Origin of the sequence: Xanthomonas sp. GPE 39 (assembly GCF_000963005.1) — a bacterium.
GTDB lineage: Bacteria > Pseudomonadota > Gammaproteobacteria > Xanthomonadales > Xanthomonadaceae > Xanthomonas_A.
On the sequence record NZ_JZHZ01000007.1, the window covers coordinates 1,570,034 to 1,589,132 of the forward strand.

General features: G+C 63.6%; 17 protein-coding genes and 1 pseudogene. 14 read left to right on the forward strand and 4 right to left on the reverse strand.

Annotation, left to right across the window (positions count from 1 at the left end; translation table 11 throughout):
- Positions 1-107: 107 nt before the first annotated feature.
- Positions 108-704: a cytochrome b gene (locus XALGPE39_RS06570; protein ID WP_235429761.1), complete on the reverse strand. Its 597-nt coding sequence runs from the start codon at positions 702-704 to the stop codon at positions 108-110.
- A gap of 184 nt (positions 705-888) precedes the next feature.
- On the opposite strand from XALGPE39_RS06570, the gene XALGPE39_RS06575 reads away from it, so the two are divergent.
- The 6 genes from XALGPE39_RS06575 to XALGPE39_RS06600 all read left to right on the forward strand — a co-directional run bounded on the left by XALGPE39_RS06575 (position 889) and on the right by XALGPE39_RS06600 (position 6,495).
- Positions 889-1,323, forward strand: coding sequence for a hypothetical protein (locus tag XALGPE39_RS06575; protein WP_152624840.1), 435 nt, complete (start codon positions 889-891; stop codon positions 1,321-1,323).
- A gap of 123 nt (positions 1,324-1,446) precedes the next feature.
- Positions 1,447-2,292 carry a class I SAM-dependent methyltransferase gene (locus XALGPE39_RS06580; protein WP_045727494.1) on the forward strand — a complete coding sequence of 282 codons (846 nt, stop codon included), beginning with the start codon at positions 1,447-1,449 and terminating at the stop codon, positions 2,290-2,292.
- Between the two features lie 63 nt (positions 2,293-2,355).
- Positions 2,356-3,528 (forward strand): amidohydrolase family protein, encoded by a 1,173-nt coding sequence (locus XALGPE39_RS06585; RefSeq protein ID WP_235429877.1) that lies wholly within the window; start codon positions 2,356-2,358, stop codon positions 3,526-3,528.
- Positions 3,525-4,220: a class I SAM-dependent methyltransferase gene (locus XALGPE39_RS06590; RefSeq protein WP_045727496.1), complete on the forward strand. Its 696-nt coding sequence runs from the start codon at positions 3,525-3,527 to the stop codon at positions 4,218-4,220. The genes XALGPE39_RS06585 and XALGPE39_RS06590 overlap by 4 nt, the downstream gene beginning before the upstream one ends.
- 23 nt (positions 4,221-4,243) lie before the next feature.
- Positions 4,244-5,392, forward strand: coding sequence for a glycosyltransferase family 4 protein (locus XALGPE39_RS06595; protein ID WP_152624954.1), 1,149 nt, complete (start codon positions 4,244-4,246; stop codon positions 5,390-5,392).
- Entirely contained in the window at positions 5,389-6,495 is a 1,107-nt protein-coding gene (locus XALGPE39_RS06600) for a glycosyltransferase family 4 protein (protein ID WP_045727497.1), read from the forward strand. Before XALGPE39_RS06595 ends, XALGPE39_RS06600 begins: the two co-directional genes overlap by 4 nt.
- 65 nt (positions 6,496-6,560) lie before the next feature.
- Here the strand turns inward: XALGPE39_RS06600 and XALGPE39_RS15575 are convergent, their stop codons facing one another.
- A complete protein-coding gene (locus tag XALGPE39_RS15575; RefSeq protein ID WP_152624841.1) occupies positions 6,561-7,028 on the reverse strand; it encodes a hypothetical protein in 468 nt (155 codons plus the stop codon).
- Here XALGPE39_RS15575 and XALGPE39_RS06605 point away from each other — a divergent pair.
- The 6 genes from XALGPE39_RS06605 to XALGPE39_RS06630 are packed head-to-tail and all read left to right on the forward strand — an operon-like array spanning position 7,027 to position 13,365.
- The gene (locus XALGPE39_RS06605) at positions 7,027-7,554 is read left to right on the forward strand and encodes a VOC family protein (protein WP_045727498.1); all 528 of its coding nucleotides are present in this window, start codon (positions 7,027-7,029) and stop codon (positions 7,552-7,554) included. The genes XALGPE39_RS15575 and XALGPE39_RS06605 overlap by 2 nt on opposite strands.
- Positions 7,551-8,729, forward strand: coding sequence for a tryptophan 2,3-dioxygenase family protein (locus XALGPE39_RS06610; protein ID WP_235429762.1), 1,179 nt, complete (start codon positions 7,551-7,553; stop codon positions 8,727-8,729). Before XALGPE39_RS06605 ends, XALGPE39_RS06610 begins: the two co-directional genes overlap by 4 nt.
- Positions 8,726-10,174 carry an FAD-dependent oxidoreductase gene (locus tag XALGPE39_RS06615; protein WP_045727499.1) on the forward strand — a complete coding sequence of 483 codons (1,449 nt, stop codon included), beginning with the start codon at positions 8,726-8,728 and terminating at the stop codon, positions 10,172-10,174. The genes XALGPE39_RS06610 and XALGPE39_RS06615 overlap by 4 nt, the downstream gene beginning before the upstream one ends.
- A gap of 23 nt (positions 10,175-10,197) precedes the next feature.
- A complete protein-coding gene (locus XALGPE39_RS06620; RefSeq protein WP_045727500.1) occupies positions 10,198-11,466 on the forward strand; it encodes an aminotransferase class V-fold PLP-dependent enzyme in 1,269 nt (422 codons plus the stop codon).
- The gene (locus XALGPE39_RS06625) at positions 11,463-12,251 is read left to right on the forward strand and encodes an SDR family oxidoreductase (protein WP_045727501.1); all 789 of its coding nucleotides are present in this window, start codon (positions 11,463-11,465) and stop codon (positions 12,249-12,251) included. Before XALGPE39_RS06620 ends, XALGPE39_RS06625 begins: the two co-directional genes overlap by 4 nt.
- Positions 12,252-12,261: 10 nt before the next feature.
- The gene (locus XALGPE39_RS06630; RefSeq protein ID WP_045727502.1) at positions 12,262-13,365 is read left to right on the forward strand and encodes an aminotransferase class I/II-fold pyridoxal phosphate-dependent enzyme; all 1,104 of its coding nucleotides are present in this window, start codon (positions 12,262-12,264) and stop codon (positions 13,363-13,365) included.
- Between the two features lie 295 nt (positions 13,366-13,660).
- Here XALGPE39_RS06630 and XALGPE39_RS06635 read toward each other — a convergent pair whose 3' ends face one another.
- Positions 13,661-14,950 (reverse strand): nucleotidyltransferase family protein, encoded by a 1,290-nt coding sequence (locus XALGPE39_RS06635; RefSeq protein WP_082061842.1) that lies wholly within the window; start codon positions 14,948-14,950, stop codon positions 13,661-13,663.
- Positions 14,947-16,449 carry a radical SAM protein gene (locus XALGPE39_RS06640; RefSeq protein ID WP_045727503.1) on the reverse strand — a complete coding sequence of 501 codons (1,503 nt, stop codon included), beginning with the start codon at positions 16,447-16,449 and terminating at the stop codon, positions 14,947-14,949. The genes XALGPE39_RS06635 and XALGPE39_RS06640 overlap by 4 nt, the downstream gene beginning before the upstream one ends.
- Before the next feature lie 212 nt (positions 16,450-16,661).
- Here XALGPE39_RS06640 and XALGPE39_RS06645 point away from each other — a divergent pair, with 212 nt between their 5' ends.
- Both XALGPE39_RS06645 and XALGPE39_RS06650 read left to right on the forward strand, forming a co-directional pair.
- Positions 16,662-17,720 (forward strand): serine kinase, encoded by a 1,059-nt coding sequence (locus tag XALGPE39_RS06645; protein WP_045727504.1) that lies wholly within the window; start codon positions 16,662-16,664, stop codon positions 17,718-17,720.
- Positions 17,721-17,862: 142 nt separating this feature from the next.
- Positions 17,863-19,020 (forward strand): annotated as a pseudogene (locus XALGPE39_RS06650) (ABC transporter transmembrane domain-containing protein); the annotation flags it as partial.
- Positions 19,021-19,099 lie beyond the last annotated feature (79 nt).

Here is a 19,099-nt window from a genome sequence, read left to right on the forward strand (position 1 = left end):
CGGGAGAAGGAAAAGACGGACGGGACGTAAGGCATGCGATAGGTCCTTGGGCTGGTCGGTTCGGCGACGGGCGGGATCGTGGGGAGGAGGGGAACGCAACGCGGGATTCAACGGCGAGGCAGGAACGGCAACATGCGCCTGAGTATCTCGTCGCGGCGCACGAAGTGGTGCCACAGCGCTGCACCGATATGCAGCACGATCAGACCAAGCAACACCCAGGCAGCATCAAGGTGCCATGCGCCCAAGGTGTCGGCCAAATCAGGGTCCGCTGCGACAAATGTGGGCAGCGTCGCACCCAACAGATGCACCGGCTTGTCCAGCGCCTGACTCAGACCAATGCCCAGCACCGGCAGCGTCAGCAACAGCGCGTACAGGACGATATGCGTCAGTGCCGCTATAGCGCGCATCAGCGCCGAGCCGACCTCTGGGGCATGCCTGCGGCCGAGCCGCAGGCGCAGTGCCACGCGCACGCAGAACAGCACGAGGACGAACAAGCCAAAGTGGCGATGACCTTCCAATAGCCATTGGCGCAGCATTCGCCCATCGAGCTCTTCGCGCAGCAGGATCAGGCCGGCCGCCAACACCAGGCACAGCACGGTGAGCCAGTGCAGCCATACCATCGGGCGCGGCAAGGCGGCGGAGGGCACGGGCCCGATGGGAACGTGCGAGGTCATTTCTGCATCGGCCTGCGTGGTGGAAGTCATGGCCTTGTCGCTTTGATCCTGGTGAAGCGATATCGGGGGCAGTGGCATGGGGCGGTGCGCCGCTGCAGCGGTTGTCCTGCATAGGTGCCGGGGAGGCGGAAAAAGGTTGCATGGTCGCGACGACATCGCCGCAATTGCCTTGTCGGCAACGCACGCTTATGGCAATCGAACGCATCAGCGTGCCTTGCACCAGCGCATTCAGGCCGGTCCGCTACGCCAGAGCACTGACCGCCTGCGCGACATCAACGACACACTGACCGCGATCCAGGCCGAGCGCGAGGCTCTGCTGCAACGACAACGCCAGGCCCAAGGCAGTGCCGAGCAGCAATTGCTGATCCATCTGCTGATGTCGGAAAAGGCCACCTCTCTGCGCACGCTCAAGGCCGAGCGCGACGATCTACTCAGCCGACTCGACCCACGTTACACCTACGACACCTCGGCGCCGTGGGCGACCGACGTGCCGCGACAGCCGGCATTCCCCAATTCGGTGCTGGTGCTGGGGTTGGCGCTACTGTTGGGCGGCGGTGGTGGTGTACTGGCTGCGGTGATCAGGAACGCGCTGCGCCGGCGTCAGGCATGTGCCGCTTCCCACACCATTGCCACCTCGCAAGCGGTATAGAGCCACGGTCGAAGAAGAATTCAACCAAATCGCCTCGCCCCCGCACTTACCTCAGTGACCGCGCGTTTGGCCCTGCGCGGCTTCCCCCAACGATGCAGCTAGGGCAGTGGAGAGAGGCATGTGATGGCAAACGGCAAGCTTGGCGCGGCCGCCCGCGCGATGACGATCGACCCGTCGCAACTATTGGAGACGCAGCGCGCCTTCGACAGCGTGGCTGTCGATTACGACGGCCCACGCGGTAATAACGCACTCATCCAGCGGATGCGCTCCACGCTTTGGGATACGGTGAGAGCGCAGCTTCCCGTCGGCTCGCGATTGATCGATCTGGGTTGTGGTACCGGTTTGGATGCTTACGCCTTCGCCCAGCTCGGCTATCGCGTGCTAGCCACCGACTGGTCGCCGCAAATGGTGGCGCGTACCCAGGCCCGCGCCGAAGATCCGACGCTGCATGGCCGCCTCAGCGCCACGCATGTCGGCATCCAGCAGTTGGACCAGTTGCATGGCGAGTTCGATGGCATGTATTCCAACTTCGGCCCGCTGAATTGCGCGCCGGATTTGCCGCAGGTGGCAGCGCAGTGCGCGCGTCTGCTGCGTGGCGATGGACGCTTGGTGTTTTCGGTGATCGGTCGTTTGTGTCCGTGGGAACTGGGCCATTACTTGCTGCGCGGACGCCTGCGTCGTGCCACGGTGCGCGCGGCGCGCGGCGCTACCGCCGTCGGCATGAACGGGCACACGATCTGGACTTGGTACTACCTGCCGCGCGAGTTCTACCGCGCCTTCGCCCCGCACTTCGCGCTGGAGTCCTACCGCGCACTCAGCCTTTGCCTGCCGCCGCCTTATCTGGTCGAACACTACCGTCGCCATCCGCGTGTGGGCCAGTGGCTTGGCCGTGTGGATGATCGCATCGGCGGCTGGCCGTTGCTGCGCGACATGGGGGATCACTTCCTGATCGTGATGCGCAAACGCTAAACCATGCGTGTGCCTTCCGCCGCCGCCGAAGCGTACCTGTACGGTGCCCGCCTGGCCCATCCGATGGGCGCCGAACGTGCACCACTGGCCCTGCGCGCGGGCCGTATCGTGGAGCGCGTCGGTGCGCGCGCGTGTCGTATTGCGCTGCATGGGCACACGATCTTTCCCGGATTGATCAACGCTCACGACCATCTGCACGTCAATGCGGTACCGCCCTTGCCGCAATGCACGCCATTCGCCAACAGCTATGCCTGGATCGCCGCCTTCGCCGCGCATTTCAAGGAGCCGGCCGTGATCGCCGCCTTGCAACGGCCCAAGGCGCTGCGTCTGCGCCACGGCGGACTGAAAAATCTGCTGGCGGGAGTCACCTGCGTCGCCCACCACGATCCCTGGCATGCCGAACTGGAGACCGCCGATTTTCCGGTCGCGCTGCTGCGCGATTTCGGCTGGGCCTACACCTTGCACGGACCTGCCTACGGTCCACCACTGCTGCCGAGTTTCGCCGCTGCGGCTGCCGCAGGCTGGCCCTGGATGATCCATCTGGCCGAGGGCACCGATGCGGTAGCCGCCGGCGAATTGGCCGAGTTGGAGCGGCGCGGTTGTCTCGCGCACAACAGCGTGCTGATCCATGGCGTGGGCCTGAGCGAGGCGGATATCGCGCGCGTCATCGCCTGCGGTGCGGCGGTGGTGTGGTGTCCATCGAGCAACCTGACATTGCTTGGTCGAACCCTGACGCCGCAACGGCTGTGCGCGGCAGGACGTCTGACATTGGGTAGCGATTCGCGTCTGAGTGGCGGGCGCGATTTACTCGACGACCTGGGTCTGGCCGCAACCCATGGCTTGGATGCGACGCAGGCCGTGGGCTTGGCGACCGTTGCCGCCGCCGACATTCTGCGTCTGCCTCGGCGTGGCTGCCTGACGCCCGGCGCGCACGCCGATCTGGTGATCGTGGCCGACTGCGATGGTGCACCGGCGCAGAGTCTGGTCGGCCTGACACGCAGCGCATTGCGTGCGGTCGTGCGCGATGGATGCCCACAAATCGCCGATCCGGATTTTGCCGACTGGTTTGCCGCCGCTGGCGTGGAGACGGTGCCGGTGACGTTGGATGGCGTGCCCAAACTGCTGGCGGCCGATCTGGCCGACCCGGCGTTGCTCGCACTGGAGCCGGGGCTGGCGTTGCTGAGCGCGCCGTCGCCTCTGCACGAGATCACATCGTCTACGGCCTGTCTGGCATGAGCGCGATGCCAACCCTGGATCCGCTCGACGCTTATGCACTGTGGGCGGAACATTATCCGGCACACGCGCACAATCCAGTGATGCAAGCCGAGCAGCGTGCAATGCTGGGGTTACTACCGGCCTCGCTGCAAGGCCAGCGCGTGCTCGACGCAGGCTGCGGCAGCGGGCGCTACCTACTGCATGCGTTGCGGCGCGGCGCGATGCACGTCACCGGTGTGGACCTGTCCGCGCAGATGCTGGCACGCGCAGCATGCGAACTGGCCGATATCCAGGACAGCCGCTACAGCTTGCGCGAAGGGTGTCTGCAGGCGCTTCCGCTGGCCGATGCCAGCGTCGAGCTGAGTCTGTGTGCGCTGGCCATCGGACATCTGCCGCAGTTGACTCCGGCACTGGCGGAATTGCGCCGTGTCACCCGGCCCGGCGGTTGGGTGCTGTGCAGTGATGTGCATCCGATTGGGTCGGCACTGGGGTGGCGTCGCGACTTCAAATCCGCAGGCAAGCACTATGCGGTGCGCCACACCCAACACCTGTATAGCCATTGGCACGCGGCCTGTACCGCGCTCGGGTTGGCTATCGAAGTGGTGTGCGAACCCATGCTCGACCCGGCCGATATTCCGGCCGGCGCCCATTTCGATCCTGTCGCGTTGCAGGTGCCGGTGGCGTTGGTCGTGCGCCTGCGGCGTTGGTCGTGAACCAGGTGCTGGGCGCGTCCGCCATGCCGCAGTGCGTGCTCAGGCCACTGCATGCGGTGCAGATCAATTTTGTCCCGGTGCCGGCGAACATACCGCCAACGCGGGTTTTCGCGCATTGGCCGTCGCTGGCCGACATCGCCGAAACCGCTGCCAGCGGCGGCACCCGCGTCTCGGTGATCCAAGCCGCCGCCAGTGACACGCGGCTACAGCGCAACGGGGTCGATTACCATTTCATCGATCTTGGCAGCGGTCGCCGTGGTCGCCATGCACACCGCGCCATCGCGCGGCTGGACACGCTGGGCGCCGACGTGGTGCACATCCATGGCCTGGAATTCGCGCGTCAGGCATGGGCGCTGCGACAGCAATGGCCAACGCTACCCATCTTGCTGCAGGACCATGCCAACCGCCCGCCATGCTGGTGGCAACGCACGCGCTGGCGACGGTTGTACGCGGCAGCCTCCGGCATCGCGTTCACTTCGCTGGAACTGACGCGCAGCTTCGTCCAGCACGCGTTATTTGCTCCATCCACGCGCCTGTTCGCGATCCCCGAATCCAGTTGCCGCTTCACTCCCGGTGATCGCAGTCAGGCACGAGGCGAGAGCGGATTGAGCGGTGCCCCCTGCGTGCTGTGGGTCGGGCATCTGAGCGCGGGCAAGGATCCGTTGAGTGTCCTCGACGGTGTGGCGCGTGCGGTTGGTCGTCTGCCTGAATTGCAATTGTTCTGCGTGTTCGGCGATGCGCCGTTGCTGCCTGCGGTACAGCAGCGCATCGCCGAGGATGCGCGTTTGCGTGGTCGCGTGCATCTGCTCGGCAGTGTGCCGCATGCGCAGGTGCAGACGCTGATGCGCGCGGCGGATGTCTTCGTCGCTGGCAGCCACGGCGAGAGCTGCGGCTACGCGGCGCTGGAGGCATTCGCCTGCGGCACCGTGCCGGTGTTGACCGATATTCCCGCCTTCCGCATGCTCAGCGATCACGGCCGGATCGGCGCACTGTGGCCATGCGGCGACGCCGCCCGCCTCGCCGAGGCGCTGGTACACGTCGTCGAGCAAGGGCCATCACGCGCATTGGTACGCGCGCATTTCGATGCACACTTGTCGTTCGCGGCGGTGGGCCGGCGCTGGGCGCAGGCCTACGCGCAATTGCGTGAACACTCGCCGCGAGGTGAGCGATGAAACTGGCGCTGGTCGTTCCCGGCGGAGTGGATCGCAGCGGCGAATATCGGGTGATTCCGGTGTTGCTGAGCTTGATCGAGCGCTTGGCGCGCGAACATGAATTGCACGTTTTCGTCCTGCATCAGGAGCCACAGCCGGCGCAGTGGCATCTGCTCGGTGCGCAGATCCACAACATCGGCCAAGGCCGTACCCGCTGGCGCGCAATCGCCGCGATCTGCGCCGAGCATCGCCGTGCGCCGTTCGATCTGCTGCAATCGATCTTCTCCGGGCACTGCGGCCTGATCGCGGTCGCTGCGGCGCGCTGGCTACGGCGTCCCAGCCTGATCCATATCGCCGGTGGCGAGCTGGTCGCATTGCACGCGATTGGCTACGGCGGGCGACGCAAATGGCAGGGACGGCTACGCGAGGCCGTGGTGTTGCGATTAGCCAGCGTGGTGACTGCCGCCAGCGCCCCCATCATCGATAGCCTGAAGGCGCTGGGAATCGCCGCCGAGCGTGTGCCTTTGGGCGTGGATCTGCGTGCATGGCCGCCGTCTGCGCCGCGTGCGCGTGGCAATGGACCGGCCCGCTTGTTGCACGTTGCCAGCCTCAACCGGGTCAAGGATCAGCCGACGTTGCTGCGTGCGTTGGCCGCATTGACTCGTGCCGGGGTGGATTTCCGTATCGATCTGGTTGGCGTGGATACGCTCGACGGTGCGATGCAGGCATTGAGTGTGCAACTTGGCCTGGCCGAGCGCGTGCGCTTCCTCGGCTTCAAGACCCAGCGCGAATTGCGTCCACTGGTGCAGGCGGCGGATCTACTAGTCATGTCCTCGTTGCACGAGGCTGGGCCGTTGGTGTTGCTGGAAGCCGCAGTCGCCGGCGTGCCAACGGTCGGCACGGCGGTTGGGCATCTACTCGAATGGGCACCGTCGGCGGCCTTGGCGGTGCCCGTCGGCGACTGGGCCGGCCTGGCCGACGCATTACGGCAGGTCCTCAGTGACGATGATTTGCGCCTGCGTCTGGCCTGGTCGGCGCAGTGTCGCGCGGTGCGCGAGGATATCGATCACAGCGTGCGCTGCTTCAGCGCCCTGTATGAGCGCCTGTGCGGGGCAGCGAGCTGATCGCTACCGCTGCCGGCAACTGCGCGATGCGTTGCCTCCTGTGTGCTCGGCTATATGCAATGAAATCAAGTGTCATCGTCGGCATGGCGTGCGTGATCGGCATGTGATGTCGATGGTTGTTGCAGATAGCGTCGATGTGCTGCGATGTCAGCTCTTCGTGATTTTTCATTGACTGATGTCTTGGCTGCAAAAAATTTTATTTTTAAAAAATAGCGCCGATATTTTAGACGAGTGTCACTGAGTAACTGTGCGACACGCGGATACGTGTTTTTTATCAAGATAATGGTTGCATTAATTTGATTGAATTTTTTTGCTGCATTGCAATGAACGATCAAGAAAAACATCTTGAATTTATCTCTAACAAACAGGACGCTACTGCCATTGCTTTGTTTTGCTCGCAGATTAATCAGGCGCGAGAAACACATTGTGCGTGTTCTGGCACACAGCCTCATCGCCGCTGATTGAACCGTTGCGCCAGCATGATGCGGCGTAATTGCGGCTCCCCCGTCACTTGTTGCAGGTGAGAATTCCATGCTGAAAAAGTTACATCATGTTGGATACCGTTGCAGGGATGCTGCCGAAACAGTCGATTTTTATGGGCGCGTGATCGGGCTGAAATTCGCTGCGGCATTGATCGATCATGCGCCATCGGAAGGAGTGCGGCCGTCCAATAACAATGTCTTTTTCGAGATGGAAGATGGCAGTTATCTATGTTTCTTCGACATTATCGACGATGACGGCCCATCAGCGCCCTTGAGCGATACTTGGGCGCAGCACTTGGCACTGGAAGTCCATGATGTGGAACGTGCCGAGCAGATCGCCGCTCGTCTGCACGCGCACGGCACTGCAGTGGAGGGACCAGTGATCCACGAAGTAGCAGGCGATCAAACCTGCGGTGAACTGGCCCGCTCTTGGTACTTCCGCGACCCTAATGGGCATCGGCTGGAATTGCTGGTCAAACCTGTAATCGCGCAGACTGCGATCTGGGACGATCTGGCGAAGAATGCCCACGCCGAGTTGGCCCGGTGGGTGGCATTGAAGCAGGCCGCTGCCACATGAGCACGATTGCCCCCGTACTGAACGCACGTACCTGTTCCAGTAAGCCAGGCGAGCGCAGCAAGACGGCGAAGGCGATGAATTACTGGGACTACATCAAGGTCGAGCAGTTGCTTGCCTTGCAGGGTGGGTTGAACGATGACGAGGCTTCTGTCGGCAACGACGAAGCCTTATTCATCGCGGTTCACCAGATCTACGAGCTCTGGTTCAAACTCATCCTGCGCGAACTCACCAGCACGCGTGATCTACTCCAGGTGCTGCAACCGGAGGACCCGCGCATGACACTGGCTGTGCGCTCGCTGCGACGGGCGACTGCGGTGTTTGAACAGGCCAATTCGCACTTCAAATTGATGGAGACGATGACGGCACGCGATTTCCTGGAATTTCGCGCGCGTTTGGCGCCGGCCAGCGGCTTTCAATCCGCTCAGTTGCGCGAGATCGAGGTCTTGCTTGGGCTGGAGGAGGGCGAGCGTATCGCGATGGGGCAAGTCGGCTCCTTCAAGGATGCACTCAAGCTTCCCAATGGAGCCTCATCCAGTTCCGCACGGCGGCTGCAAGCACGGATCTGCTCCGGCCCGAGCTTGAAACAGAGTCTTGATGCCTGGCTTGCGCGCATGCCAATCAATGGCTCGCACGATCCAGTGGTCGCCACCCGATTCGTGCATGACTACATCGACGCACTGGATGCCGAAAGCGAACGTCGGTTCAGGGCTGCCTGCACGAGCGGAGCAAGTGCAGAAGCTGTGGCGCAACAGCATGCGCGTTTGGCGATCGAGAGCACCAATGCCGCCTCATTCCTGCTTGGCGAAGACGATCCGCAGGCAAACGCAGCGCAAAGAGCGCAGCGGCGCGCGGTGCGCACGGCGCTGATTTTCATCGAGAGTCACCGTGATCTGCCCATGCTGACCTGGCCATGGGAGTTGCTCGAAGAGATCGTCGCACTGGAGCAGTCGATGCTCATCTGGCGCCAGCGCCATGCAAGGATGGTCGAGCGTTTCATCGGCCATCGCGTCGGCACCGGCGGATCGCCCGGGGTCGCGTATCTGGATCAGACGGCATTGCAATATCGGATATTTTCCGATCTATGGACGGTGCGTTCCTTGCTGCTGCCCACGGCGAGTTTGCCGCCACTGCGTCATGCTGTGTGCGATGAGCGTGCGCTGGAGCGGGGGCGATGACGGTGCCGCATGTCGTCGTGCTGGGTGGCAGTGTCGCCGGACTGACGAGCGCGCTGGCCTTCGCCCGACAGGGCGCTCGGGTCACCTTGATCGAGCGCGATCCGATTGACCATCCGAACGTTTCGGATCTGCGGCAGGGTGCGTCGCTCAAGGCCTGGTGGCGCAAGGGCGTGGCGCATGCACGGCATACGCATGCCCTGGCAGCCCTCGGTCGCCAGGTGCTGCGGGAGCGTGCGGCAGACGTCTGGCATGCCTTGCTCGCGGCCGGTGCTCTTGAGATGCCGTTCGGCGCAACTCTGGACGGGCGGGGACGCATCCCGCGTTGCGAGGATCCCGATCTGTTCGGCCTATCTGTGCGGCGCTCCTTGGTCGAGGCGGTGTTGCGGCCCATTGTCTGCGCGGAACCGAACGTGCAACTGCGCTCGCAGACAGCGGTCACGGGCCTGATCCTGGACAGGGCCGCAATCCCGACGGTGCAGGGTGTACGCACCACCGCTGGCGATGTACTCGGCGACCTGACAATCGACGCATTGGGACGCGGCTCGCCGCTGGCGAAGTGGCTGTATGCGGCCGGAATGCCGGAGCCGTCGGAGAGCGTCGAGCCATGCGGACTTGCGTACTACACGCGTTGGTATCGTGTGCGTCAGCCGCCTTCGGTGCGGTTGCAGGCGGGATTGTCTGCAGGCGGATATGCCGCAGCGAGCGGGTGCGTGGTGTGTCCTGCCGACAACGGTTACGCCTCGGTGACGCTGATGGTGCCGCAAGCCGACAAGCGTCTGCACGTCTTCGACGATCCTCTGTTGTTCACTGCCGTGGCGCGGGCGCATCCCGGTGTGGCCGACTGGCTGCAACCGACAGTCTGCACGCCGTTATCCGATGTGCTGCGTTGGCCGGTCTGCGAGAATCGCTTGCATCGCTTCGTGATGGACGGGCGCCCGCTGCTGTTGGGCGCGGTCGCGGTTGGCGATTCGCTATGCATCACCAATCCGACCTATACCCGTGGGATGTCGCTGGCCATGCGCTATGCGTTTGCGCTCGCCGATCTGGCCGCCTGCGAGGGGGTGCACGATCCCGTAAGTTTCGCGCTGCAAGCGGACCGACTGGCGGGACGCTGGGTCAGACCTTGGTACCAGGACAGCGTCGAACAGGACCGTGTGCGCACCGCGTGCTGGGCCGGGATGCCGCCGTCGCCCCGGTCGGCGGACATCACGCTGCAGGACATCGCCGCGACCGCTCGCCATGACCCCCTGGTCTGGCACGCGCTGGCGCGCCGCACCGGCATGCTCGATGCACCCGAGGCGATCTTCGCCCGCGAGGACGTCTTGGTCCGCGTCCACGCGCATCGCGCGCAGGACATGCCGTCACCACCGCAACCGAGTCGAGCGGCGCTGATGCGGCTGATCGCCGACAACCGAATGGCCGACTGCGTCCATCCACCTGCCTGATTTTCTCTTCTCTGGAGCGTTGCATGCCGCATCCCATCTGGAATACGGACGCCGATCCGCCCCATTTCCGTGATTACTTCGCACTGGATCCCGATGTCCGTTGTCTCAACCACGGCATGCTCGGAGCGTGCCCACTCCCGGTTCTCCAGCGGCAGGACGCGTTGCGCGCGCGCATCGAGCGTCAACCCGCCGCCTTCGTGTTGCACGAGCTGCCCGCGCTGCTCGACGAGGCCCGGCATAGCTTGTGCGATTTGATCGGTGCCGACGCCGAGGACGTGGTCCTATTGCCGAACGTCACGACGGCGTTGAACGCGGTGCTGCGCTCGCTGGACTTCGCGCCAGGCGATGAAATCCTGACCACCAACCATGCCTATCTGTCCTGTTTGAATCTGCTCGACTACATCGCCAAACGCAGCGGTGCGGTGATCGTCGTGGCGATGGTGCGAACACCGGTGGATGGACCGAAGCAGGTGATCGACGCCGTGCTGGAGCGCGTCACTGCGCGGACACGGCTGGCCGTGCTCGACCATGTCACCAGCCCGACGGCCATCGTGTTTCCCATTGCCGCGCTGGTGCAACGGCTCGCCGCGCTCGGCGTGGAGACGTTGGTGGATGGCGCCCATGCTCCGGGCATGCTGCCCATCGATATGCACACGATCGGCGCGGCGTATTACGCAGGCGATTGCCACAAGTGGTTGTGCAGCCCACGTGGCGCTGGTTTCCTGCATATCCGAGCTGATCGCCAACGCGGTCTGCATCCTCCGGTGATCAGTCGCGGCTACGGCAACACAACGACGCCGCGTCCGCGTCTGCATCTGGAATTCGATTGGCTGGGCACCGCCGATCCGACCGCACTACTGTGCCTGCCGACGGCCGTGCAGTTTCTTGCCGGATTACTGCCTGGCGGCCTGTCGGCGCTGTACGCGCGTAACCGCGCCTTGGCCATCGCGGCGGCGGCGCGTGTTGCCGCAGAGTTGCCGTTGACACGCCTGGCAGCCGATACGATGGTCGGCAGCATGGTCGCATTCGACTTGCACGACGCTGATGCCGCGAGGTGCGCGCTGAGTGCAAGCGCATTGCAGGAGCATCTGTACACCACTCATGCCATCGATGTGGCGATCTGCGCATGGCCGATTCCGGCAAGCCAAGTCGTGCGGATATCCGCGCACATCTACAACACGCTCGATGATTATGCGTCGCTTGCCGATGCCTTGGCATCCAGCATGTTGCCGACACCGGCGATGCGGACAGGCCAGCGCCCTGCATACGCGGTAGAAGGCGTCGCGTCATGAGCTTGGCATTGCAGGACAAGCATGTCTTGATTACCGGCGGAGCCGGCGGCATCGGCATCGAGTTGATTCACGCGTTCGCGCAGGTCGCGCACAAGGTGACGTTCACGTATCGCCCGGGAGAAGACAGTCAGCGTCGGGCTCAGGCCCTGCTCGAGAGCGTCGGTCCGGCCGCCGTGGCCGCGCACGTACTCGATGTCGGTGATCGCGATAGCCACGCCCGCTTCATGCAGACCTTGCACGATCCGGTGGATATCGTCATCCACAATGCCGGGCTTGGCACCAAGACCGTCGAGCGTGCGGCGGCCACCCACAAGGAACAGGACGAAGCGTTTTTCCGGGTCAATACGTTAGGGCCGCTTTGGTTGACCGAAGATCTGCTACCGGGAATGCAGAACAGAGGGCATGGCAAAGTGCTGTTCATGAGTTCGGTGGATGGTGGGATTACCCATTTCCCACGTTTCCGCGCCGCCGATGGCATGAGCAAGGCGGCTGTGGCGTTCCTGGGCCGGCAGCTCGCCGCCGCTTGTGCCTGCACCGGCGTGGATGTGTTCACCGTGTGTCCCGGCGCGACCGATACGCCGATGTTCCAGGCCAGTACCTTGAATGCGCTTTCCGCCGTGCAACGTCAGACATTAGAAGCCTCGTTGCCGGGCGGACGCCTGATTCATCCGCGCGAAATCGCCGATCTGTGCCTGTATCTGTGCCGCGACGAAGCCCGCATCCTGCGCGGGGCCGTCATCGACGCATCGCTTGGCCTGGGCGTGTGCCCAGGCATCATGGACTAAGGAGCCAGCTATGCCCGTCCCCTCGAACCGCTTCTGGGAACAATGGCTCACCGCACATCGCGCCAAGCCCGATGCCTGCGTGACCTATTCGTTGTCGCCATCGCCACCGTTGCAACGGTTTCTCGCCGAGCTGGACACGGCGCAGTCGCTGGACTGGTCCGCCGAGGATTACCAGGGCCTGCCGAAGCTGCGCGAGCGCGTGCTCGAACAGTACGGCTATGCTCCTGCCTGTGGCGTGGAGGATGTGCTGATCACCGCTGGCGCGCAGGAGGCCAATTATCTAGCGCTAACTCAGTTGCTACAGCGCGGCGATGAGTTCGTCATCGATGCGCCGGGTTGGCAGCAGCCCTTGGTGCTGGCCGAGCAAATCGGCGCGGTCGCCAAGCGCGTGCAACGCTTCGAATCCAATGGTTGGGCGCTGGACATCGCCCAGCTCGAAGCGCTGGTCACGCCGAGGACCAAACTTATCTTCCTGTGCAATCCGAATAATCCCACCGGTCGGGTGGAGGATGCCGCGACGCTTTCGCGCATCATCGCCGCCGCTGACCGTGTCGGTGCCTATATTCTCTCCGATGAGGTCTACCGTGGCCTGGAGTGGGATGCGCAGCAGACGCCGCGCATCGCCACCCTATACGAGCGTGGTATCAGTACCGGCAGCGTCTCCAAACTGCTCGGCTTGCAGGGCTTGCGCACTGGCTGGATGGTGACCCGTGATCGCGCTGTGTTGCAGGCGGCCATGGTCTTGCGCGAGAACACCAGCGAGATCATGAACGTCCTCGGCGAACGGATCGCCGAGATCGCATTGCGTCCGGAACACTTTGCAGATGCGGTCGCACATGCCCGTTCGGTCGGACGCAAACGTATCGATTTGCTGGATCGTTTCGTCGCCACGCAACCGGCGCTGAGCTGGACGCCGCCGCAGGCGGGATTGCTCGGGCTGGCCCGGTTGCATCTCCCCGTCGGTGCGGAAGAGTTTTGCCGAAGATTGCTGGCGCCGCCATACAACACCTTCGTGATGTCCGGCGATGCCTATGCGTGTCCCCAGCATCTGCGCCTGGGTGCCGGCGGTGCGCGATTAGCACAATTGCTCGCCGCTTCGGCCTCGAGAGGATGATGCCGGTGTGCGGGGGGCGTCTGCTCCCGACCTACTGTGGCGACAGCAGGCCACAAGATGTGTCGCGTCGGCCCTTGCCAACGCGCAGTGACGGCAAAGAGTCGCCAACACAACCATGGCGACTCCTGCGTGCTCTCCGCGCCGATCCGATATCGCATCGCGAGGTTTTTCTAGCCACTCTAAGCTGCGTCACGATCCGGCGTGGGTGATCGTTGCGCCGAGTTCCGACGATGGTGCGCTGCGATCACCGAGGCATCGCAGCAGCCGCATCGGCAGCCACGACTCATGAGGTGTTTCATGATGCGTTCGGCGCATATCCTTGCAGTGCATTGCGTACCACGTACAGGGTATCCATGCGCGGCACCGGGCGTAGCAACCGCTGCAACACCCGGTGCACGTGCGGCAAATGCACCCATGTTTGGCCCTGCAGCCAGAGTTGGGTGCGGATCATCTCGGCACGCTCCTGCTGGCTTTCCAGTGATGGTTGCAGTCGCTGACGCAGATAGCGCAGCGCCGCACCGCACGAGCGCGACCAGGCGATTCCCGGCAATGTCGGCAGCCACAAGTGCGAACACGACGCTGCCGTCAAGTCCAGTAACGTTGTCTGCAGGCGGAGTAGTGGTGGGCACTGCGCACGCAATTGCACGAGCACCGTTGCAGGGATGGCGGCACGGTAATAGCGCAGCATCAGGCTGATTGGTGGCCATGCCCACCAGGCACCAGCGTCATCGTGCGCATTGCACAGCATCTCCCAATCGCTGGCACGCATGCGCGTTGCAAGCAAGGCGATGTCGTGCAGGTGCATCAGTCGCAGGCTGCGGTTGCAGATTCCACCGGCCGCATGCAGTAGCAGGTGACTCATCAATGCGCCGTTGCTGGGGTAGGGGTGTAGTCCGGCGGCCTCGTTGCCAGGGAAGATCCGTGAGCTGATCTCCACCGTCTCCAGCGGCAGGCGCTCCTGGATGCGCACATGCAGTTCGATGTTGATCGGGGTATCGCGATGTTCGCCCAGCTGGTGCGTTGCCTGTACCTGCGCGGGACGGAAGGTTTGGTGTTTCCATAGAGCGCACTCTGCGACGTAGCCCAATGCGCTCAATAGCGTGGCGGTCCGCTGCGCATCTTGCTCGCGGACCAGCAGGTCGATGTCGGCCATGGGGCGGTCGCCAGGCCGATACAGACCTTGCGCATGCAGTGCCGCACCTTTCAGCGGCACGATGGCGATACCGGCGGTCTGCGCCAGCGCATCGATGCGTTCGAGCAATGCGGCGATACGCTGATAGCGCGCGGCGACGTGGTCGCGCTGTGCGGTCAGGAACTCCTGCCAGTCGCACCGTGGCCATTGCGAGCGCTGGCTGAGCAACGGTGCCACGCCATGCGCGACCGCCGCCGCCGCCGCCAGTTGCCACTGCAATGGGTCCCATGTTGGCGACGCAGTCCCCGGCTGCGCCAGTTCGCGCGCCAGCGTTTCGGTGCTCAGGCGCAGGCCGCGACCGATCCGTTTGAGTCCAGGCAACGTGGCTTCGAGTGGCGAGGGGTGCGGCGTGGCCGTGGCGGTCGCAACTGGCGCGGAAGGCTGTGGCGTCATGAACGTTGCACCAGCGCAATGCGCCGTGCGGAACTGCCAGTACCGGCGAGTACCGATGCCGGCAATGCGGCGTCGGTGCGGTGCAGAATCTCGCTGGAGATCAGTTTGTCCCAGTCGGTGTCCAATAACGCAACGTCCTGCGCCTGCTTGGAGCCATCGGCTGTGTCGCGTTGTAGATCCACTTGCCTGTGCAGTAGATCGCGTACTCGACGGTAGAAGTCCGAGTCGTAAGCGCCATGGAACATCATCGCCAGATCGTCGCTGTCTTGCCAATGTGTCTTGCGTCCGAGTTGGTTTTTCACCTGCTGGTAGAACACGGTGCCGGGCAGGGGATAGGACACGCTGACGCCGATGTCGTCCGGACGTGCCTGCGCCAGCAATCGACGGGTGGCGAGGATGTCTTCCAATTGTTCGTCCAGATAGCCCAGTTGCAGGAAGAAACCAACGCGAATGCCCTGCGCGCCCAGGCGCTGACGTGCGGCGATCACTCCGGCCACGTGCGTTCCTTTGGTCATCTTGTCCAGGATGCGCTGACTGCCGCTTTCCGCACCGATCCAGGCTTCCACGCAGCCGGCGCGAGCCAGTGCTGCGGCCATGCGCTCGCTCCCCAGGTCGGCACGGGTCTGGATGGTGAAGGGGATCGAGCCTTCGGCAGCAGCCAATGCTTCGGCAAAGGCTTCCACCCATTCGACATGGAAGCCGAAGATGTCGTCGGCCATCCAGATGTGGTCCGGTGCGAAGTTGCGCTTGAGATGAATCATTTCCGCTGCGACATCTTGCGCATCGCGGCGCTTGTAGTGGTTCCCCCAGATCGGCTTGGCGCACCAGTTGCAATGGAACAGGCAACCGCGCGAAGCGGCCATGTTCAAACTGAAATAACCGTGCCGTTCTTGCCACAAGCGTCGGTAGCGCTCGATGTCCACCAAGTCCCATGCGGCCATGGTGGACAGGCGCGGGTCTGGCGGCCGCGTACCGATCTGCGCGCGTCGCAGTTGCGGCGATGCCGCGCTGGCGACATCGGCCACGTTGGCCACCCAGTCGGTGGGGGCGATGTGCGGGGTCTGTTGCAATCGCGCGACAAGATCCAGTAACGCGGCGATGCCTTCGCCGATCAGCACGGCATCCGCACCGGCGGCGAGGAACGCCTCGGGATGATCGGACGCATCGGATCCGGCGACGATCACGCGGCTGCCGTTGGCGCGTGCCTGCGCAATCATCTGACAGGCGGCTTCACGCATCCGGCTCAGACACATTTTGGTGAGGAAATTGAAGTTGTCCTCATAGAGCACCACTAGGTCCGGCTGTTGTCCGCGCAGCGCGTCCGCATAGTCCTGCACACCCTCGGCCAGCATCGCGTCAAACAGCGTCACCTGATGCCCATGCTGGCGCAGCAGCGACGCCACCTGCAACGTGGCCAGTGGCGGATACGGCTTGCCACGCTCCCATTGCTTGGGGTCGTAACGCAAAAAATACGAATGGCTGACCTGGATTTTGAGCATCGGTGAAAGATCTCGTTCGGCGACAGCGTGCAAGCGGCGCATGCAGCAATGACTGCGCAAAGGTGGTTGTGGCGGTAAGTGCCACCCATGCGGCGTTTGGTTGTGCGCCGTTTGCGGCGACCTTGTCGTCGGATGTGTCCGCAGCGCGGCATGCAACCTTTGTGCGCTGCGCATGCACCAACGCAACATTCAGCTCAAAACGAAGTTCTCCAATGCAGCGATCCACTGCGCGCAGTCAGTGCGTTGACGGCACCGAGGCGATGCCCTCTTCAGTCGCATGCTTCGCCAGCGATCCGTTTGGTGCGCAATTACGCCGCACGCATACGCTCGACAAGCAATTGCTTGGGGGCCGTTTCCATTTCCAGAGCAACAGCACCGCGCTGTTGGCCTTGGTGGAGGCGGCATTTGGCGAAGTCCCGCCGCATCGTTTAGCGCAGAGTGCCGAGTTCCGTATCGAACTCACCCTGCTCACGCACGTCGATGCGCCTTATGTGCTGGCGATGGAGCCGCCACCGGTGCAGACGCATTGCGGTGCCGGCGTGCTGTGCGGCGTCGTTGATGCGCACAACTATGTGGTGATAGCTCCGGAGCAGGGTAGGGCCATGGTGATGGTGTCCGAGGACATGCTCGACCATCCCTATCACGTGCGCTACGAACTGATCGAGTTCGCGGTGTTCGTGCTGGCGGCACGGCGCATGGGCCTGGTGCCGCTGCACGCTGCCTGTGTTGGTCGCGACGGGCGCGGCGTGCTACTGCTCGGTGGCAGCGGCAGCGGCAAATCCACATTGGCCTTGCACAGTCTGCTGCGCGGCTTGGACTTCATCGCCGAGGATGCACTCTTCGTCGCGCCGACGAGCATGCTCGCCACTGGCATCGGCAACTTTCTGCATCTGCGCACAGACCTGTTTCCTCTGCTGGACCCGCCGACCCGAGCGTGGATTGCCGCCGCACCGGTCATTCGCCGCCGTAGTGGCGTGCTCAAGCACGAAGTGGACATTCGCAGGGGGATCGCGCGACTCGCGCCGGCTCCGTTACGTCTGGTCGGGGCGGTCTTTGTTTCCGCTACGCTTGCCGCCGATCCACACCGGCTGTTACAGCCGATCGCCGAGGACACGGCGTTCGAGCGCCTGACGGCGGACCAACCTTATGCCGCAGGCCAGCCACACTGGTCACTGTTCGCCCACCAGTTGCAATGCCTGGGCATGTACGAATTGCAGCGTGGCCCCCATCCGGATACGTCGGTGGATGCCTTGCAGGCACTACTGGCATGAGCAGGCACGCGCAGGTGATGCACTACCGTCGAGGCAACGCGTATCGCCAGAGGGGGGGCGATGACACCGATATCTGGCCGCAGTGCAGCGTCATTGGAGACGGCCAGTGATCGCGTCCGCGGATACCACCACGCCGCAACCGCTGTCCCGCTTGCTGGGTATCTTTCTGTCCACGCTCCAGCGCGACGAACGCCGACGCATCGCCTGGTACGTGCTGGTATCGCTGGGCACGGCGCTGGCCGGCGCTATCGCCACCGTCGCGTTAGTGCCGCTGGTGCAGCCCGGACATGCTTTGATCCTTGGCGGACAGACGCTGCCCTTACCCGATGGCTTGTTCGCTCAGGCCATGCTGTTCGTCATTGCCAGCGTCAGCTTTGCCCTGTTGCGGTGGCAATGCACACGTATGGCCGCGCACCTGGCCAGCCAGCATGCACTGGAGTTGCGTCGGCGGGTGCATGCGCGCTTGTTGCAGGCGCCGCTGCATGCGTTGGCAGACGCTAGTTCGGCAGAAATCGCCAATCTGCTGACCTATAACGTGGAGATTGTCGTGCAGGGCTTCAGCGCCTTGCTGCAGTTGCTGGTCGCCGCCATCACCGCAGTGGTGAGCTTTGCCATCGCGTTTCTGTTCTCGCCGATCCTGGTGCTGGCGTTGCCACCGCTACTGGCGCTGGCCATGCTCGCCTTTCGCATCGCCGGTCACGAACAAGCACGTGTCAGTCGCCAATACGTTGCCGATATGACCCAGCTGTTCTGGCTCAGCGAGGACTTCCCGCGTCGCCTACGCCACGTTCGCTCGTTCGCCCGCCAGGAGCATGAGCAGGCCGCCTACGACCGCATCTCCGCACGTCTTGCGCACGGCTATTGGCGCCAGCAGGCGCTGGTCGCTTCCGGACGCCTGGTGTTGGAATTGGTCGCAGTCGTCGCCATCGCGACGCTCATGCTGCTGGCCGCGCTGTGGCATGGGCTCGACCGCGGCGCGCTCATGACCGTGGGCCTGCTGCTGGGACGACTGCTGCCTTATCTGGTCGCGACCCGACAGAGCGTGCAGCAACTGCGTTCGGCCGCACCGGCGTTGGCGTTGTGGCAGCGCTACGTCGCCCTGGGCACGGTGATGCCAACGCAGACGGCGAGCATGAGCGCAGCGCCAGTGCAGATGCCGATTCATATCCAGCGACTCAGCCTGGCACCTCCATTGGAGGCACTGAGTGTGTGTGATTTGATCCTGGCACCCGGTACCCTGACCCTGATTAGCGGCCCATCGGGTGTTGGCAAAAGCAGCCTGATGGACGTGCTGGCGGGGATGGTCGCTGATACGCCCAGGGTTCCCTAGACATCTCAAGGCCATGGAAAATGGCTAATTCGGAGGTGTCCATGAGCAG

What these genes read in the sequence shown, in the direction of transcription:
- XALGPE39_RS06570 (WP_235429761.1), bottom strand. Translation starts at nt 704, where the DNA reads ATGACTTCCACCACGCAGGCCGATGCAGAAATGACCTCGCACGTTCCC.
- XALGPE39_RS06580 (WP_045727494.1), top strand. Translation starts at nt 1,447, where the DNA reads ATGGCAAACGGCAAGCTTGGCGCGGCCGCCCGCGCGATGACGATCGAC.
- XALGPE39_RS06585 (WP_235429877.1), top strand. Translation starts at nt 2,356, where the DNA reads ATGGGCGCCGAACGTGCACCACTGGCCCTGCGCGCGGGCCGTATCGTG.
- XALGPE39_RS06590 (WP_045727496.1), top strand. Translation starts at nt 3,525, where the DNA reads ATGAGCGCGATGCCAACCCTGGATCCGCTCGACGCTTATGCACTGTGG.
- XALGPE39_RS06595 (WP_152624954.1), top strand. Translation starts at nt 4,244, where the DNA reads ATGCCGCAGTGCGTGCTCAGGCCACTGCATGCGGTGCAGATCAATTTT.
- XALGPE39_RS06600 (WP_045727497.1), top strand. Translation starts at nt 5,389, where the DNA reads ATGAAACTGGCGCTGGTCGTTCCCGGCGGAGTGGATCGCAGCGGCGAA.
- XALGPE39_RS06605 (WP_045727498.1), top strand. Translation starts at nt 7,027, where the DNA reads ATGCTGAAAAAGTTACATCATGTTGGATACCGTTGCAGGGATGCTGCC.
- XALGPE39_RS15575 (WP_152624841.1), bottom strand. Translation starts at nt 7,028, where the DNA reads ATGGAATTCTCACCTGCAACAAGTGACGGGGGAGCCGCAATTACGCCG.
- XALGPE39_RS06610 (WP_235429762.1), top strand. Translation starts at nt 7,551, where the DNA reads ATGAGCACGATTGCCCCCGTACTGAACGCACGTACCTGTTCCAGTAAG.
- XALGPE39_RS06615 (WP_045727499.1), top strand. Translation starts at nt 8,726, where the DNA reads ATGACGGTGCCGCATGTCGTCGTGCTGGGTGGCAGTGTCGCCGGACTG.
- XALGPE39_RS06620 (WP_045727500.1), top strand. Translation starts at nt 10,198, where the DNA reads ATGCCGCATCCCATCTGGAATACGGACGCCGATCCGCCCCATTTCCGT.
- XALGPE39_RS06625 (WP_045727501.1), top strand. Translation starts at nt 11,463, where the DNA reads ATGAGCTTGGCATTGCAGGACAAGCATGTCTTGATTACCGGCGGAGCC.
- XALGPE39_RS06630 (WP_045727502.1), top strand. Translation starts at nt 12,262, where the DNA reads ATGCCCGTCCCCTCGAACCGCTTCTGGGAACAATGGCTCACCGCACAT.
- XALGPE39_RS06635 (WP_082061842.1), bottom strand. Translation starts at nt 14,950, where the DNA reads ATGACGCCACAGCCTTCCGCGCCAGTTGCGACCGCCACGGCCACGCCG.
- XALGPE39_RS06640 (WP_045727503.1), bottom strand. Translation starts at nt 16,449, where the DNA reads ATGCTCAAAATCCAGGTCAGCCATTCGTATTTTTTGCGTTACGACCCC.
- XALGPE39_RS06645 (WP_045727504.1), top strand. Translation starts at nt 16,662, where the DNA reads ATGCAGCGATCCACTGCGCGCAGTCAGTGCGTTGACGGCACCGAGGCG.